Source organism: Aquabacterium sp., from assembly GCF_044226965.1.
In the GTDB taxonomy this organism is placed as follows: Bacteria; Pseudomonadota; Gammaproteobacteria; order Burkholderiales; family Burkholderiaceae_C; genus Pseudaquabacterium.
This window is the reverse complement of sequence record NZ_JBGAGA010000030.1, coordinates 1-16,304: the sequence shown is the minus strand read 5'-3', so window position 1 is coordinate 16,304 and position 16,304 is coordinate 1. Positions and strand designations below refer to the sequence as shown.

The 16,304-nt window shown below is 69.2% G+C and carries 16 protein-coding genes; 8 read left to right on the top strand and 8 right to left on the bottom strand.

What is annotated here, in order from left to right; all coding sequences use genetic code 11:
• Window positions 1-30 precede the first annotated feature (30 nt).
• Window positions 31-1,449 carry an FAD-binding oxidoreductase gene (locus ACILR4_RS14860; protein WP_395701625.1) on the bottom strand — a complete coding sequence of 473 codons (1,419 nt, stop codon included), beginning with the start codon at window positions 1,447-1,449 and terminating at the stop codon, window positions 31-33.
• Between the two features lie 84 nt (window positions 1,450-1,533).
• Here ACILR4_RS14860 and ACILR4_RS14855 point away from each other — a divergent pair, with 84 nt between their 5' ends.
• A complete protein-coding gene (locus tag ACILR4_RS14855) occupies window positions 1,534-2,115 on the top strand; it encodes a cob(I)yrinic acid a,c-diamide adenosyltransferase (RefSeq protein WP_395701624.1) in 582 nt (193 codons plus the stop codon).
• Window positions 2,116-2,125: 10 nt separating this feature from the next.
• On the opposite strand, the gene ACILR4_RS14850 is transcribed toward ACILR4_RS14855, so the two are convergent.
• Window positions 2,126-3,268, bottom strand: a complete 1,143-nt coding sequence (locus tag ACILR4_RS14850; RefSeq protein ID WP_395701623.1) for a 3-deoxy-7-phosphoheptulonate synthase — start codon at window positions 3,266-3,268, stop codon at window positions 2,126-2,128.
• Window positions 3,269-3,585: 317 nt separating this feature from the next.
• Between ACILR4_RS14850 and ACILR4_RS14845 the strand changes: the two genes are divergently transcribed.
• Together ACILR4_RS14845 and ACILR4_RS14840 are read left to right on the top strand one after the other, a co-directional pair.
• Entirely contained in the window at window positions 3,586-5,610 is a 2,025-nt protein-coding gene (locus tag ACILR4_RS14845; protein WP_395701622.1) for a DUF1800 family protein, read from the top strand.
• Window positions 5,611-5,624: 14 nt separating this feature from the next.
• Window positions 5,625-7,013 carry a DUF1501 domain-containing protein gene (locus ACILR4_RS14840; RefSeq protein ID WP_395701621.1) on the top strand — a complete coding sequence of 463 codons (1,389 nt, stop codon included), beginning with the start codon at window positions 5,625-5,627 and terminating at the stop codon, window positions 7,011-7,013.
• On the opposite strand, the gene tldD is transcribed toward ACILR4_RS14840, so the two are convergent.
• A complete protein-coding gene (tldD, locus tag ACILR4_RS14835) occupies window positions 7,010-8,473 on the bottom strand; it encodes a metalloprotease TldD (RefSeq protein ID WP_395701620.1) in 1,464 nt (487 codons plus the stop codon). The two genes, ACILR4_RS14840 and tldD, sit on opposite strands and share 4 nt — an antisense overlap.
• 155 nt (window positions 8,474-8,628) lie before the next feature.
• Between tldD and ACILR4_RS14830 the strand changes: the two genes are divergently transcribed.
• Window positions 8,629-8,979 carry a hypothetical protein gene (locus ACILR4_RS14830; RefSeq protein ID WP_395701619.1) on the top strand — a complete coding sequence of 117 codons (351 nt, stop codon included), beginning with the start codon at window positions 8,629-8,631 and terminating at the stop codon, window positions 8,977-8,979.
• A gap of 10 nt (window positions 8,980-8,989) precedes the next feature.
• Here ACILR4_RS14830 and rsmI read toward each other — a convergent pair whose 3' ends face one another.
• Window positions 8,990-9,904 carry a 16S rRNA (cytidine(1402)-2'-O)-methyltransferase gene (gene rsmI, locus ACILR4_RS14825; protein ID WP_395701618.1) on the bottom strand — a complete coding sequence of 305 codons (915 nt, stop codon included), beginning with the start codon at window positions 9,902-9,904 and terminating at the stop codon, window positions 8,990-8,992.
• Here rsmI and ACILR4_RS14820 point away from each other — a divergent pair.
• From ACILR4_RS14820 to ACILR4_RS14810, 3 genes are all read left to right on the top strand, one after another.
• Window positions 9,897-10,334, top strand: coding sequence for a YraN family protein (locus tag ACILR4_RS14820; protein WP_395701617.1), 438 nt, complete (start codon window positions 9,897-9,899; stop codon window positions 10,332-10,334). The genes rsmI and ACILR4_RS14820 overlap by 8 nt on opposite strands.
• An 81-nt stretch (window positions 10,335-10,415) precedes the next feature.
• On the top strand, window positions 10,416-11,024 hold the full coding sequence (locus tag ACILR4_RS14815; RefSeq protein WP_395701677.1) for an SIS domain-containing protein: 609 nt from the start codon (window positions 10,416-10,418) through the stop codon (window positions 11,022-11,024).
• On the top strand, window positions 11,021-11,707 hold the full coding sequence (locus tag ACILR4_RS14810) for a BON domain-containing protein (RefSeq protein ID WP_395701616.1): 687 nt from the start codon (window positions 11,021-11,023) through the stop codon (window positions 11,705-11,707). Before ACILR4_RS14815 ends, ACILR4_RS14810 begins: the two co-directional genes overlap by 4 nt.
• An 18-nt stretch (window positions 11,708-11,725) precedes the next feature.
• Here the strand turns inward: ACILR4_RS14810 and ACILR4_RS14805 are convergent, their stop codons facing one another.
• From ACILR4_RS14805 to ACILR4_RS14790, 4 genes are all read right to left on the bottom strand, one after another.
• A complete protein-coding gene (locus ACILR4_RS14805) occupies window positions 11,726-12,613 on the bottom strand; it encodes an NAD(P)-dependent oxidoreductase (protein WP_395701615.1) in 888 nt (295 codons plus the stop codon).
• A gap of 152 nt (window positions 12,614-12,765) precedes the next feature.
• A complete protein-coding gene (locus tag ACILR4_RS14800) occupies window positions 12,766-13,902 on the bottom strand; it encodes a PilT/PilU family type 4a pilus ATPase (protein WP_395701614.1) in 1,137 nt (378 codons plus the stop codon).
• A gap of 39 nt (window positions 13,903-13,941) precedes the next feature.
• Entirely contained in the window at window positions 13,942-14,574 is a 633-nt protein-coding gene (locus ACILR4_RS14795; protein ID WP_395701613.1) for a cyclic nucleotide-binding domain-containing protein, read from the bottom strand.
• 32 nt (window positions 14,575-14,606) lie between these two features.
• Complete coding sequence (locus ACILR4_RS14790) at window positions 14,607-15,650, bottom strand: type IV pilus twitching motility protein PilT (protein WP_395701612.1); 1,044 nt, start codon at window positions 15,648-15,650, stop codon at window positions 14,607-14,609.
• A 30-nt stretch (window positions 15,651-15,680) separates the two neighbouring features.
• On the opposite strand from ACILR4_RS14790, the gene ACILR4_RS14785 reads away from it, so the two are divergent.
• Window positions 15,681-16,304: YggS family pyridoxal phosphate-dependent enzyme (locus tag ACILR4_RS14785; protein WP_395701611.1), on the top strand; the 624-nt coding region annotated here is incomplete at its 3' end.

The window sequence follows — 16,304 nt, the reverse complement described above, 5'->3', positions numbered from 1 at the left end:
GCCGCGTCTCTCAGGTGCTAGGCAGGCGCGTCAGAGCGCGAAGATCTTGCCCGGGTTCAGGATGTTCTTCGGGTCCAGCGCGCGCTTGAGCACGCGCATCAGCTCGACGGTGCCGGCGCCGGCCTCGTCGACCAGGAAGCCCTGCTTGTGCAGCCCGATGCCATGCTCGCCGGTGCAGGTGCCCTCCAGCTTCAGAGCGTGCTGCACCAGCTGGTTGTTCAGGCGCTCGGCCAGCTCGCGCTCGGCCGGGACGGCCGGGTCGATCAGGTAGGCGATGTGGAAGTTGCCGTCGCCGACGTGGCCGACGATGTAGTACAGCAGGCCCGCGGCCTCGGCCTCGTCGACCGCCAGCGCGATGCACTCGGACAGGCGCGAGATCGGCACGCAGGTGTCGGTGGTGACGGTGCGGCAGCCGGGCTTGAGCTGCAGCGCGGCGAAGTAGGCATGGTGGCGCGCCGTCCACAGCCGCGTGCGTTCTTCGGGCGTGGTGGCCCATTCGAAATCCTGGCCGCCGTTGTCGCGCGCCACCTCCTGCACGGTGGCCGCCTGCTCCTGCACGCCGGCTTGGCTGCCGTGGAATTCCATCAGCAGCATCGGCGCTTCGCGCAGGCTGAGCTTGTCATGCCGGTTCACCGCCCGCACCGCGTTCGCATCGAGCAGTTCGCAGCGCGCGATCGGCACGCCGAGCTGGATGATCTGGATCGTCGTCGCCACCGCGGCGGCAATGCTCGGGAACTGGCAGACCGCGGCCGACACCGACTCGGGCTGCGGGAACAGCTTCAGCGTGACCTCGGTGATGATGCCCAGCGTGCCTTCGCTGCCCACCATCAGCCGCGTCAGGTCGTAACCGGCGCTGGACTTCCTGGCCCGCGTGCCGGTGCGGATGACCTCGCCGCTGGCCGTCACCACCTCGAGCGCCAGCACGTTCTCGCGCATCGTGCCGTAGCGCACCGCGTTCGTGCCGCTGGCGCGGGTGGCGGCCATGCCGCCGATCGAGGCGTCCGCGCCGGGGTCGATCGGGAAGAACAGGCCGGTGTGGCGGATTTCCTCGTTCAGCTGCTTGCGCGTGACGCCGGGCTGCACCGTGACGGTCAGGTCCTCGTGGTTGATGCGCAGCACCTTGTTCATGCGCGACACGTCGATGCTGATGCCGCCCTGCACCGCCAGCAGGTGGCCTTCGAGCGAGGAGCCGACGCCGAAGGCGATCACCGGCACTTCGAAGCGGTCGGCCAGCGCCACCGCATCGGCCACGTCCTGCGTGCTCTCGGCAAAGACCACGGCCTCGGGCGGTGGCACGTCGAAGGGCGACTCGTCGCGGCCGTGCTGCTCGCGCACCGCCAGCGCGGTGGAGCATCGCTCGGCGAAGCGCGCCTTCAGCGCCTCGATCATCGCGGTCGGCACCGGCCGGGGCTCGACAGGCTGGAGGTGGGCGGGCAGCGTGGCGTTCATCGCGCGTCTCCTTGACGGGGCGGAAGGTCGACGATTCTAGGATCGGGCAAGATGGCGTTTTTGCCAGCAGGGCGTGCAGACATCATGGCCAATCGACTGACGCAGATCGCCACGCGCACCGGCGACGATGGCACCACCGGCCTGGGCGACGGCAGCCGCGTGCCCAAGGACCACCTGCGGGTGCAGGCGATGGGCGATGTCGACGAGCTGAACTCCAGCCTCGGCGTGCTGCTGGCCGAGCCGCTGCCCGAAGACGTGCGCACGCTGCTGGTGACGATCCAGCACGAGCTGTTCAACCTGGGCGGCGAGCTGTCGATCCCCGGCTTTACGCTGCTGAAGCCCGAGGCCGTGCTGCACCTGGACCAGGCGCTGGCCACGCACAACGCCACGTTGCCGCGGCTGGCCGAATTCATCCTGCCAGCGGGCACGCGCAGCGCGGCGCTGGCACATGTCAGCCGCAGCGTCGCGCGGCGGGCCGAGCGCGCGGTGGTGGCACTGGCCGCGCACGAAGCCGTCAACGAGGCGCCGCGCCAGTACCTGAACCGGCTGTCGGACCTGCTGTTCGTGCTGGCGCGCGTGTTGAACCGCGCCAACCTCGACGGGCTGGGCGGCGACGACGTCTACTGGCGCAGCGAGCGGCTCGCCGCGCAGCAGTCCGCCCCCTGAGCGTCCGCCCTCAGCGGTGCTTCTGGCGGCGCGCCTTCACCGCGTCGCTCAGCACCTGCAGCACGGTCAGCGAATCGTCCCAGCCGATGCAGGCATCGGTGATGCTCTTCCCGTACTCGAGCTGATCGACCTTGTCCTTGCCCGGGGTGAACTTCTGCGCGCCGGCATGCAGGTGGCTTTCCACCATCACGCCGAAGATGCAGCGGTTGCCCGCGGCCATCTGCGCGGCGATGTCGCGTGCGACATCGACTTGCCGCTGGTGCTGCTTGCTGCTGTTGGCATGGCTGCAGTCGATCATCAGCTGGCAGGGCAGCTTCGCGGCTTCCAGCTCGCCGCAGGCCGCGGCCACGCTGGCGGCGTCGTAGTTCGGCGCCTTGCCGCCACGCAGGATCACGTGGCAGTCCTTGTTGCCCTTGGTCTCGACGATGGCCACCTGGCCGTTCTTGTGCACCGACAGGAAGTGGTGCGGTCGCGACGCGGCCTGGATCGCATCGGTGGCGATCTTCAGGTTGCCGTCGGTGCCGTTCTTGAAGCCGATCGGGGCGGAGAGGCCCGAGGCCAGCTCGCGGTGCACCTGGCTTTCGGTGGTGCGCGCGCCGATGGCGCCCCAGCTGATCAGGTCGCCGATGTACTGCGGGCTGATGGTGTCGAGGAACTCGCTGCCCGCGGGCATGCCGACCCGGTTGATGTCCACGAGCAATTGCCGTGCGATGCGCAGGCCTTCGTCGATGCGGAAGCTCTCGTCCAGGTAGGGGTCGTTGATCAGGCCCTTCCAGCCCACCGTGGTGCGCGGCTTCTCGAAGTACACCCGCATCACGACTTCCAGGGTGTCGGCGTACTTGGCGCGCTCGGTCTTCAGCTTGCGGGCGTATTCGAGTGCTGCGGCCGGGTCGTGGATCGAGCAGGGGCCGATCACCACCAGCAGCCGGTCGTCCTTGCCTTGCAGGATGTGGCGCACCGCACTGCGGGTGTTGCCCACCAGCTTCTCCACCGGCGTGCCGGCAATCGGGAAGAAGCGGATCAGGTGTTCGGGCGGGGGCAAGGGCGTCACGTCCCGGATGCGCTGGTCGTCGGTCTCGCTGGTCTTCTCGCTGAGCGCATACCCAAAACCACCTTCGCTGGCGGAATGGCTGCTGGGGGATTTCGGTGCCATGGCGGTGTCACTTTCGAGGGGCGGAAAAACAAAAACCGCCGGGGTTGCCGGCGGTTTGTCGAGGTGTTCGCTGTGCTTGTCAGGCTGACGCGCTTGCCTCTCCTCCGCCGGTGCGGTGCGAGAACCAAAAGTAGCCAAAGAAAAACACGGCGGAACGCATGGGGCGAGACTGTAGCACGCAGCCACCGGGGTCTGGCAAGCGGATACAAGCATTGCGCGATGTGAACCCCGCATGCCGAGCAGGTAAAACCGCTCGCGCAAAGTTCACCCACGCCGCAGCATGCAGCCCTGGATCGAACTGCTCGAGGAGGTGAACGATGGACGCTCAGACTGTGTGCCAGGCGGTGGCTGCCCCGCCGCCAGGCAGCCCGCCGGCCCCGCTGCCGACGGCTGAACGCGTGGCCGGTGGCTGGCCTGCAACGCTCGTCGGGAGCGCCGCGCTGCTGCTCGCGGCCTGCGGCGGTGGAGCCGGCGAGGCGCCGCCGGAAGCCTTCTTCGCCACCGCCACGGCCAGGACCGACCGCAGCATCCTGCAGGTGAGTGCCGCCGCGGACTCGGGTGGCAGCTCGCCGCCGGTGCCCACCGTCACCGAACTGCTCGACTGGGCCGAAGCGCAGTACCCGGATCTCTTTCCTGGCCACCAGGGCGACACCACCCTGCCGCCCTACGTGTACCGCTACTACCCGAGCACGGGCAACTACGTCGGCGTGGCCGGCAGCGACGTCTACCTGCTCGGGCCGGCCTCGGGCGGCGTGCTGCTGCGCGTGGGCAGCCTGGCCGACTTCGCACCGCTGGTCCTGGCAACGCGCTATGCCTTCAGCGATGCCCAGGCCGCACGCTTCCTGCTGCAGGCCACGCTCGCCGCCAGCGATGCCGAGATCGCCAACGTGCGCGCCATCGGCTACAGCGCGTGGCTGGACCAGCAGTTCGCCAAGCCCCTGTCCGCCGGCAACTGGGACTGGCTGGTGGCCATGGGCGTCGACAAGAACCCGGACGCCGACAACGCCGCGATCGGGGTCGACTCCCAGGTCTGGCAGCGCCTGCTCACCGCGCCCGACAGCTTCCGCCAGCGCGTGACCCTGGCCTTGTCGGAGATCTTCGTCGTCGGCTTCGACGGCATCAACAACCCCTACAAGCAGTTCAAGTTGGCCGGCTACTGGGATCTGCTGGCGGCCAATGCCTTTGGCAGCTATCGATCGCTGCTCGAGAAGATCACGCTGAACCCGGCGATGGGCAACTACCTGAACACCGCCGGCAACCAGAAGGAAGACGCGAGCACCGGTCGCCAGCCCGACGAGAACTATGCGCGCGAGGTGATGCAGCTGTTCTCGATCGGCCTGTACGTGCTGAACCCCGATGGCACGCCCAAGCTCGGTGCCGGCGGCCAGCCGATCGAGACCTACACGCAGGACACCGTGACGCAGCTCGCGCATGTGTTCACCGGCTGGAACTACGACCGGCCACCGGGCGACAAGACACCGGAGTATGCGCGCCGGCCGCTCACTTTGACCGCCAGCAAGCACTCGATGCTGGCGGCCAGCTTCCTCGGCACCACGGTGCCCGCCAACACCGATGGCAGCACGGCGCTGAAGATCGCGCTCGACACCTTGGCCGCGCATCCCAATGTCGGGCCCTTCATCGGCCGGCAGCTGATCCAGCGCCTGGTCACCAGCAACCCGAGTGCGGCTTACGTGGGCCGCGTCAGCGCGGCGTTCAACGACAACGGCCAGGGGGTGCGCGGCGACCTGAAGGCGGTGCTGCGCGCCGTGCTGCTCGACGAGGAGGCGCGCAGCGATGCCAACCTGGCCGCGCCGGGTTTCGGCAAGCTGCGCGAGCCGATGCTGCGCTTCGTGCAGTGGGCACGCGTGTTCAATGCCACCTCGGTCACGGCGCAGTGGAATGTCGGCAACACCAGCGATCCGGCCACGCGCCTGGGCCAGAGCCCGCAGCGCTCGCCCTCGGTGTTCAACTACTTCCGGCCTGGCTATGTGCCGCCGAACTCGGCGATCGGCAATGCCGCGCTGGAGGCGCCGGAGTTCCAGATCACCAATGAATCCAGCGTGGCTGGCTACCTGAACTACATGCAGACGGCCATCGGCAACGGCCATGCCGACATCAAGCCGAACTACAGCGCCGAACTGGCGCTGGCGGGCAACCCGACGGCGCTGGTCGACCGGCTCAACCGCTTGCTGTGTGCCTACCAGCTGGGCGAGGCCACGCGCAGCCTGATCGTCGGCACGCTCAGCGGCATGGCCGGCAACACCGACAGCGACAAGGCCAACCGCGTCTATGCGGCGGTGATGCTGGTGATGTCCTGCCCCGACTACCTGGTCCAGCGCTGAAGGAGGGCCGACCCATGAAGACATCCGCTTCGACCATCGATCTGGCGCGCCGCGCGCTGCTGCGCCGCAGTGCATTGCTCGGGCTGGCCGGCAGCGCCGCGCCGTGGGCACTGAACCTTTCGCTGCTGGGCGACGCCGCTGCGGCCACCAGCGGCAACACCGACTACAAGGCGCTGGTCTGCGTGTTCCTCTATGGTGGCAACGACCACGGCAACACGCTGGTGCCGGTCGATGCCGCTCACTATGCGAGCTATGCCCAGATCCGTGGCAGCCTGGCCACCGCGCAGTCCGCGCTGTCGGCCACGACGCTGCAGCCCACGACGCCGCTGCCCGACGGCCTGCAGCTCGCGTTCGCGCCGCAATGGGCGCCGCTGAAGACGTTGTGGGACAGCAGCAAGCTGGCGGTGCAGCTGAACGTCGGCCCGCTGATCGTGCCCACCACGGTGGCGCAGTACAACGCCAAGTCGGTGCCGCTGCCGCCCAAGCTGATGTCGCACAACGACCAGCAGTCGATCTGGCAGTCCGATCTGGCCGAGGGCTCCACCTCCGGCTGGGGCGGCCGCATCGGCGACCTGATGCTCTCGGGCAATGGCGGCAGCCTGTTCACCTGCACCTCGGTCACCGGCAATGCGGTGTTCCTGTCGGGCCACACCGCGGTGCAGTACCAGCTGAGCACCAGCGGTGCCGTGGCGATCAAGGGCCTGCAGCGCAGCCTGTTCGGGTCGAGTGCCGCGCAGGCGGCCCTGCGCACGCTCATCACCGGCAACAACGCCAACCTGTTTGCCGACGAGTACGCCCGCGTCACGCAGCGCTCGATCGACGCCGAGGCGCAGATCAGCGCCGCGCTGGCCGGGCTGCCGGACCTGTCGACCGCCTTCCCCGGCACCTCGCTGGGCTCGCAGCTGAAGGTGGTGGCACGCATGATCGCCGCGCGCGCCAGCTTCGGCCTGAGCCGCCAGGTCTTCCTGGTGTCGCTGGGCGGCTTCGACCTGCACGACAACCTGCTCGACAACCACGGCGACCTGCTGGCCCAGGTGGCCGACGCGATGAAGGCGTTCTACGATGCCACCGCCGAACTCGGCGTGGCCGACAAGGTGACCAGCTTCACCGCCTCGGACTTCGGCCGCACGCTCAGCAGCAACGGCGATGGCTCCGACCACGGCTGGGGCAGCCACCACGTGATCATGGGCGGTGCGGTGAAGGGCAAGCAGTTCTACGGCACCGCACCAGCCGTCGCGGTCAACGGCCCCGACGACATCGGCCAGGGCCGGCTGGTGCCGACGACATCGGTCGATCAGCTCGGCGCCACCTTGGCCGGCTGGCTCGGCGTGTCGGACAGCAACCTGCCGCTGGTGATGCCCAACATCGGCAACTTCGGCATCAAGAAGCTCGGCTACTTCTAGGCGGTCCCGCCCACTGTGAGGCCATCGATCCTGAGCGTCGGCTGGCCCACGCCCACCGGCACGCTCTGCCCTTCCTTGCCGCAGACGCCGACACCGGTGTCGAGCTCGAGGTCGTTGCCGATCATCTTCACGCGCGTCAACGCATCGGGGCCGTTGCCGATGATGGTCGCGCCCTTCACCGGGTATTGGATGCGGCCGTTCTCGACCCAGAACGCTTCGCTGGCCGAGAACACGAACTTGCCGCTGGTGATGTCGACCTGGCCGCCGCCGAAGTTGGTGGCATAGAGCCCGCGCTTGATGCTGGCGACGATCTCTTCCTTGGTCTTGTCCCCGGCCAGCATGTAGGTGTTGGTCATGCGCGGCATCGGCACATGCGCATAGCTTTCGCGGCGGCCGTTGCCGGTGGGCTTCACGCCCATCAGCCGCGCGTTCATCGCGTCCTGGATGTAGCCCTTGAGGATGCCGTCCTCGATCAGCACGTTGCGCTGCGAGGGGTGGCCTTCGTCGTCGACGTTCAACGAGCCGCGCCGGTCGGGCAAGGTGCCGTCGTCGAGCACCGTGACGCCCTTGGCCGCGACGCGCTGGCCGATGCGGCCCGAGAAGGTGGACGAGCCCTTGCGGTTGAAGTCGCCTTCCAGGCCGTGCCCCACCGCCTCGTGCAGCAGCACGCCGGGCCAGCCGGGGCCGAGTACCACGCTCATCTCGCCGGCCGGGGCCGGGCGTGATTCGAGGTTGGTCAGCGCGGCATTCACCGCCTGGTCGACATAGCGCTCCAGCTGAGCGTCCTGAAAATAGCCGAGGCCGAAGCGCCCGCCGCCGCCACCGGACCCCACTTCGCGCCGGCCGTTCGACTCGGCGATCACGGTGATGGACATCCGCACCAGCGGCCGCACGTCGGCCGCGCGGGTGCCGTCGGCACGCGCCACCAGCACCACGTCGTACTCGGCGGCCACGCCGGCCATCACCTGCACGATGCGCGGATCGCGCGCGCGGGCCATGCGCTCGATCTTCTCCAGCAGTGCCACCTTCTGTGCGCTGTCCAGCGTGGCGATCGGGTCGGTCGGGCCGTACAGCGCTCGGCTGGGCGCCACGTGCGGCGCAGCGGCGAGCTTCACGCGCCTGCTCTGGCCGGCGGCCGCGATGCTGCGCACGGTGCGCGCGGCATCCAGCAGCGAGTCTTCCGAGATGTCGTCCGAGTACGCGAAGGCGGTCTTCTCGCCCGCCACCGCGCGCACGCCCACGCCCTGGTCGATGCTGAAGCTGCCGCTCTTGACGATGCCTTCCTCCAGGCTCCAGCCTTCATGGCGGGTGATCTGGAAGTACAGGTCTGCGTCGTCGATGCGATGCTCGCCGATCGTGCCCAGCGCACGGCTCAGCGCCGCATCGTCGAGGTTGAAGGGATCGAGCAGCAGCGACCTGGCGACGGCCAGGCGTTCGAGGGTGGGTTCGCGCGAAATCATCGTTCGATTCTAGGAGTCGTCACCCGACCCTGCTTCACGAATATTTACCGCGCCGATAGGCCCTGGCGCGTCCTCGGGCCGCAGGCCGGGGCCGTTGTGCAGGGGCGCAACCCGGGACCCGCAAACCTCTTGCCCAACATCCAAAGGACCCCCCGATGAAACTGCTCTCCTCCTCGCTGCTCGCCGCACTGGCGCTGTCGTTCACCGCCCTGGCCGCGCAGGCCCAGGATGCCTCGGCTTCGATGCCGCATGCCGACAAGCGGGCCGCCCGCCAGCAGGCCCGCATCGCCAGCGGCGCGGCCAACGGCGCGCTGACCGCCCAGGAAACCCAGCGCCTGGAGAAGCGCCAGGCCGCGGTGAACCAGGCCGAGGCAAATGCCAAGGCCGATGGCACGGTGACCAAGCAGGAGCGCCGCCACGTCGCCCGCATGCAGGACCGCAACAGCCGCGCGATCCATCACCAGAAGCACGACGCGCAGCATGGCGCGTCGGCGCCGGCGAAGTGATCGGCCGGCGCTACTTGGCCTGGCGCAGGGTCAGCGCGCGCGTATAGAGCGCGTTGCGGGGCGCGCCGCTGATCTCGGTGGCCAGTGCCACCGCCTGCTTCAGCGGCAGCTCGCGCAGCAGCAGGCCGAGCACCCGCTCGGCCTCGGCCGGCAAAGGATCTTCCTCGCGCGCCGCGGCCGGCGGGGCCGCATGCAGCACCAGCACGAACTCACCGCGCGTGCGCTGCACGTCGGCGGCCAGCCAGGCCGGTGCATCGCCGGCCGGCAGCGTGTGGATCTGCTCGAACTGCTTGGTCAGCTCGCGGCACACGGTGAGCCGGCGCGCTGGCGCGGCCTCGGCCAGCAGCGCCAGCAGGGCGGCAATGCGGTGCGGCGCTTCGAACAGCACCTGGCTGCCCGGCAGCGCCAGCACGGCCAGCAACGCGTCGCGCCGTTCCTGTCCCTTGGCGGGCAGGAAGCCGTGGAAGCAGAAGCCGGCGGCAGCGGCGTCGCCCGCCGCGCACAGCGCGGTGACCACGCTGCTGGCGCCGGGCAAGGGCACCACGGCGTGGCCCTGCGCCACGGTGGCGGCCACCAGCGCGGCGCCGGGGTCGCTGACCGCCGGCGTGCCGGCATCGCTGGCATAGGCCACGCGCTGGCCGGCCGCGAGGCGGGCCAGCACCTGCGGCGCGGCGCTCAGCTCGTTGTGCTCGTGCAGCGCGATCAGCGGCTTGTGCAGCCCCAGGTGCTGCAGCAGCCTGCCGGTGACGCGCGTGTCCTCGCAGGCCACCGCATCCACCAGGCTCAGCAGGTGGATGGCGCGCAGGCTCATGTCGGCCAGGTTGCCGATGGGCGTGGCCAGCACATACAGTGCGCCGCGCGGGAACTGCTGGCTGCCGGCCGCATCCGCGGCCGCCTGCAGCAACAAGGAGGGAGAGATGGTCACAACGGAACGTGGGCGATCGGGTCGGACCGGCGCCGGTCCGCAACAGGCCAGGCCGACGGCGCGGCAGGTCACCGGCAACCAGGCCGAACAGCGGGCATTGGACCACCTGCAGCGCCAGGGCCTGCGCCTGGTGGAGCGCAATTATCGACTGGCCGGCGGGCCCTTTGCGCGCGGTGCCGAGATCGACCTGATCCTGCGCGAGCCCGATGGCACGCTGGTCTTTGTCGAGGTGCGGGCGCGTGCCGGTGGGGCCCATGGCCCGGGCGGCGGTGCGGCCGCCAGTGTCACGACGCCCAAGCAGCGTCGCATCGTGCGGGCCGCGCGGCACTACCTGCTGCGCCTGCCGCAGCTGCCCCCCTGCCGCTTCGACGTGGTGGCGATCGAGGGCGAGCAGCTGCACTGGCTGCGTGCGGCCTTCGATGCCGACTGAAGCCGCCCGCGGATGCGCCCGCACACAACCGGGAACGGCTGGGAACTGGCGTCCCGGACCCCTGTCTTATGATCGATGACCATGCTTGAGCAGCGGATTCAGCAGCATTTCTTCGAAAGCGCCGACCTGAAGTACCAGTCGGCCGAGGTGCTGAGCCGTCCGGTGGCCGACGCGGCACAGGCCATCGTGGCCGGGCTGACGGCCGGCGGCCGGCTGTTCACGGCCGGTGCCGGTGTCGCCGCCAGCCTGGCGCAGCTGATGGCCAATGAATTGCTCGGCCGCTTCGAGCGCGAGCGGCCCGGCTTGGCCGCGATGGCGCTGGGCCAGGACGGCAGCAGCCTGGGCGCGCTGGCCCGGTTGGGCACGCTGGAATCGGTGCTCGCGCGCCAGCTGGAGCCGCTGGGCCAGCCGGGCGATCTGCTGCTGCTCGTCGACCCCGAGGGTGACGACCCCGGGCTGCGCGCCGCGGCGCAGTCGGCCCAGGGCAAGGACATGACCGTGATCGCGTTGACTGGCCAGGCCAAGGGTCAACCCGGCGGTGCGCTGGCCGCCGTGCTGGGCGAGACCGACGTGCTGGTGGCCGTGCCCCACGAGCGCCGGGCCCGCGTGCTCGAGGCGCTGCTGCTGGTGCTGCACTGCCTGTGCGACGCGATCGATCTGCAACTGTTGGGCGAACAGGACCCCGCATGAAGTCTCTTTCGTTGAACCCGCGTCGCCGCCTGGCGCCGCTGCTGCTGGTCTCGGCCTCGCTGCTGGGCGGTGCGCTGCTGTCCGGCTGTGCCGGGCTGGTGGTGGGCGGCGCCGTCGTCGGCGGCCTGATGGTCGCCGACCGCCGAACCTCTGGCGCGCAGATCGAGGACCAGGCCATCGAGCTGAAGGCCATCAACCGCATCCAGAGCGTGCTGGGCGAGCGCGGCCACGTCAACGTGACCAGCTACAACCGCATGGCGCTGCTGACCGGCGAGGTGCCCACCGAGGCCGACCGTTCGGCGATCGAGCAATCGATCAGCCAGATCGAGAACGTGCGCTCGATCGTCAACGAGCTCGCGGTCACGGCCAACAGCTCGATCGGCTCGCGCTCGAACGACGTGGTGCTGACCAGCAAAGTGAAGGCCAGCTTCCTCGATGCGCGCGACCTGCAGGCCAATGCCTTCAAGGTGGTCACCGAGCGGGGCCAGGTCTTCCTGATGGGCCGTGTCACCGAACGCGAGGCCCGGCGCGCCGGCGAGGTGGCGCGCTCGATCTCGGGCGTGCAGAAGGTGGTGCGGGTGTTCGAGGTGATCAGCGAGGCCGAGCTGGCCGAGCTGCAGCCCTCGAAGGACGCGGCCAAGGACGGCTCGAAAGAAGCGCCGAAGGACGGCGCGAAGAACTGAGCCCGTCGGCCGCCCCGCTCACTTCAGCCGCTTGACGAGGCTGGACGTGTCCCAGCGGCCGCCGCCCAGTGCCTGCACGTCGGCGTAGAACTGGTCGACCAGCGCCGTCACCGGCACCCGCGCGCCATTGCGGCGCGCCTCGTCGAGCACCAGGCCGAGGTCCTTGCGCATCCAGTCGACGGCGAAGCCGAAGTCGAACTTGTCGTCGACCATCGTGTGGCCACGGTTGTCCATCTGCCAGCTCTGGGCGGCGCCCTTGCCGATGACCTCGAGCACCTGCTTCATGTCGAGCCCGGCGCGCTTGCCGAAGGCGATGCCCTCGGACAGGCCCTGCACCAGTCCGGCGATGCAGATCTGGTTGACCATCTTGGCCAGCTGACCGGCGCCCGACGCGCCCACCAGCGTGACGGCGCGCGAGAAGGCCATCGCCACCGGCTTCATCGCCTCGAACGCCGGCCCGTCACCACCGCACATCACGGTGAGCAGCCCGTTCACCGCACCGGCCTGGCCGCCGGAGACGGGTGCGTCGATGAACTGCAGGCCGAAGCTGCGGGCCGCCGTGGCCAGCTCGCGCGCCACCGCGGCCGAGGCCGTGGTGTGGTCGACGAACACCGCACCGGCCGGCATCCCGGCAAAGGCGCCGTCCGGGCCCAGCACGACCGAGCGCAGGTCGTCGTCGTTGCCGACGCAGGCGAACACGAATTCCGCGCCCGCCGCCGCCTCGCGCGGCGTGGCCGCGGCCCGGCCGCCATGCTCGGCCACCCAGGCCTGCGCCTTGGCCGCGGTGCGGTTGTAGACGCAAACCTGATGGCCGGCCCGTGCCAGATGCCCGGCCATCGGGTGGCCCATCACGCCCAGGCCAAGAAAGGCGACGCGACGCGCCGCAATGGGTTCGTAGGTCTTCATGCCCCGAGTGTAGAGGCCGGGCCCGGATTCTCCAGGGGACAGGCCGCGCAGCGGCCCGGGGCGCGGTGCGTATCGGAAGGGCTCAACCCGATCCGGGTTGCCCGGTCGGGTTGGGTGCCTCCTCGGGGGGCCGGCGCCAGGCGCCGGGGGGCTCAAACGATCGTCAGGTGTTCCGTGCCGGCCGAGAGATCCTTGTTGCGCGCCCGCACGCTGTGCAGCTTGATGTTCAGTCGCAGGTCGTTCACCGAATCGGCATTGCGCAGCGCGTCCTCATAGGTCACCAGGCCGGCTTCGAACAGGTCGAACAGCGCCTGGTCGAAGGTCTGCATGCCGTGCTCGCGCGAGCGCTTCATCAGTTCCTTCAGCTCGTTGACCTCGCCCTTGAAGATCATGTCGGACACCAGTGGCGTGTTGAGCATGATCTCCACCGCGGCGACGCGGCCCTTGCCTTCCTCGCGCGGCAGCAGGCGCTGCGAGACGATACCCTTCAAATTGAGCGACAGGTCCATCAGCAGCTGCGCGCGCCGCTCTTCAGGGAAGAAGTTGATGATGCGGTCCAGCGCCTGGTTCGAGCTGTTCGCATGCAGCGTGGCCATGCACAGGTGGCCGGTCTCGGCGAAGGCCACCGCATGCTCCATCGTCTCGCGGTCGCGGATCTCGCCCATCAGGATGACGTCCGGCGCCTGGCGCAGCGTGTTCTTCAGCGCGGCCTCCCAGCCGTCGGTGTCGAGCCCCACCTCGCGCTGCGTGATGATGCAGTTCTTGTGCGCGTGCACGAACTCCACGGGGTCTTCCACCGTGATGATGTGGCCGTAGGAATGTTCGTTGCGCCAGTCGACCATCGCGGCCAGTGTCGTGCTCTTGCCCGAGCCGGTGGCACCGACCATGATGACCAGGCCGCGCTTGGTCATCGCGATGTCCTTCATCACCTTCGGCAGGCCGAGCTGGTCGATCGTCGGCAGGGTTTGCGGAATGGTGCGGAACACCAGGCCGACGTTGCCCATCTGCATGAAGGCATTGACGCGGAAGCGGCCGATGCCCTGCGGCGAGATCGCGAAGTTGCACTCCTTGGTCTTCTCGAACTCCGCGGCCTGCTTGTCGTTCATCACCGCGCGCACCAGGGCGATGGTGTGCTGGCCGGTCAGCGGCTGCGGCGAGACCTTGGTGACCTTGCCGTCCACCTTGATCGCGGGCGGAAAGTCGGCGGTCAGGAACAGGTCCGAGCCGTTGCGCGAGACCATCAGCCGCAGCAGGTCATTGACGAATTTCGAGGCCTGGTCGCGTTCCATGATGTGGGGTTCTCCGTGATGGGTCGGTCGACCCGCGGGTCATTGCGGCGCCAGCAGCGCCGACAGGCGCGCACCGGTCTGTCGCAGCCGCAGCGACAGGCGCCGCGTGATCGAAGCCAGCAGCGCGGCGGCCAGCACCGGGTCGTCGGCCATCAGGCGATTGAGGGCGCTGCTGTCCAGCACGGCCAGCGTGCAGGAGCTCAGCGTGCGGCAGGCGCAGAAGCGCGGACCGCCGTCGAACAAGGCCATCTCGCCGAGCAGGTCGCCGGCGCGCGCCTCGAACAGCCGCGTGGCCGCGCCACCGGGATGCTGGCGTTCCACCGACACGCGGCCCTCCAGCAGCACGATGAGGAAGTCGCCGGTCTCGTCCTGCAGGATGGGTTGCTGGTCGACGCTCACTTCAGACGCTAGCAGCAGCGGTGCCAGGCGGGCCGCCGCGGCGTCGCCGATGGCGGCCAGCGGTGCATCGCCGCGCCACAGGCGCAGCAGTTGCTGCGCGGCATCGGCGGCATCGAGCGGGCGCGCCTTCAGTTCGGCGGCCCGTTGTTCCCAGCGCACGGGCGGCGGCAGCACTTCGTCCGGCGGCAGCATGCTGGTGGTGGCCGGCAGCGAATCGCCTGCCTCGCTCGCAGCGGCGCGACGGCCTCTCAGGCGGCTGAGCAGCGTTTTCACGGCAGAGGGCAGTCGATGGGCCGAGGACGAGGCTAGCCAGGAAAATTCTCTGGGAACTTGGCTTTCGCGCGCGCTTCCATCGGCGAGATGACGTTGCGGCGCACCAGGTCCGAGAGGTTCTGGTCCAGCGTCTGCATGCCCAGGTTCTGGCCGGTCTGGATCGACGAGTACATCTGCGCGATCTTGTTCTCGCGGATCAGGTTGCGGATGGCCGAGGTGCCGATCATGATCTCGTGCGCGGCGACGCGGCCCGAGCCGTCCTTCAGCTTGCACAGCGTCTGCGAGATCACCGCGACCAGCGATTCCGACAGCATCGCGCGCACCATTTCCTTTTCTGCCGCGGGGAACACGTCGACGATGCGGTCGACCGTCTTGGCCGCGCTGCTGGTGTGCAAGGTGCCGAACACCAGGTGGCCGGTCTCGGCGGCGGTGAGTGCGAGGCGGATGGTTTCCAGGTCGCGCATTTCGCCGACCAGGATGGCGTCCGGGTCCTCGCGCAGCGCCGAGCGCAGCGCGTTCGAGAAGCTCAGCGTGTGCGGGCCCACCTCGCGCTGGTTGACCAGGCACTTCTTCGACTCGTGCACGAACTCGATCGGGTCCTCCACCGTCAGCACGTGGCCGTATTCGTTTTCGTTCAGGTGGTTGATCATCGCCGCCAGCGTCGTGCTCTTGCCCGAGCCGGTGGGGCCGGTGACCAGCACCATGCCGCGCGGCTTGAGGGCCAGGTCGGCAAACACCTTCGGCGTGTTCAGCTGCTCGAGCGTGAGGATCTTGCTCGGGATGGTGCGGAACACCGCGCCGGCGCCGCGGTTCTGGTTGAAGGCGTTGACGCGGAAGCGCGCCAGGCCCTGGATCTCGAACGAGAAGTCGCACTCCAGCGTGTCTTCGTAGTGCTTGCGCTGGGCGTCGTTCATGATGTCGTAGACCATGCTGTGGACCGCCTTGTGGTCCAGGGCTTCGACATTGATGCGCCGCACGTCGCCGTGCACCCGGATCATCGGCGGCAGGCCGGCCGACAGGTGCAGGTCGGACGCCTTGTTCTTGACCGAGAAGGCCAGCAGTTGCGTGATGTCCATCGGGGGTGCTTGGGGTAGGCTCGGGCCATTATGCAGAGCGTGGCGACCAAGTTACAACAACTGCGTGAGCGGATTTCTGCCGCCTGTGCCATGGCCGGGCGACCCGTGCAGACCGTCACGCTGCTGGCGGTGAGCAAGACCTTCGGCCCCGAAGCGGTGCGTGAGGCCGCCGCGGCCGGCCAGCGCGCGTTCGGCGAGAACTATGTGCAGGAAGCGCTGGAAAAGATCCATGCGCTGCAGGATTTTTCGCCACCGCTGGAGTGGCACCTGATCGGCCCGCTGCAGAGCAACAAGACGCGGGTGGTGGCCGAGGCCTTCGACTGGGTGCATTCGGTCGACCGACTGAAGATCGCGCAGCGGCTGTCCGAGCAGCGGCCACCGCAGCGGCCGCCCTTGCAGCTGTGCCTGCAGGTCAACATCAGCGGCGAGGCCAGCAAGAGCGGGGTGATGCCCGACGAGCTGCCGGCACTGGCGCACGCCGTCGCCGAGCTGCCGAACGTGCGGCTGCGCGGCCTGATGGCCATTCCCGAGCCGGCCGCCGACTTCGAAGCCCAGCGCGCGCCGCACCGCGCCCTGCATGCGCTGTTCGACGCGCTGCGGGCGCAGGGCCTGGCGCTGGACACCTTGTCGATGGGCATGAGCGCCGACCTCGAG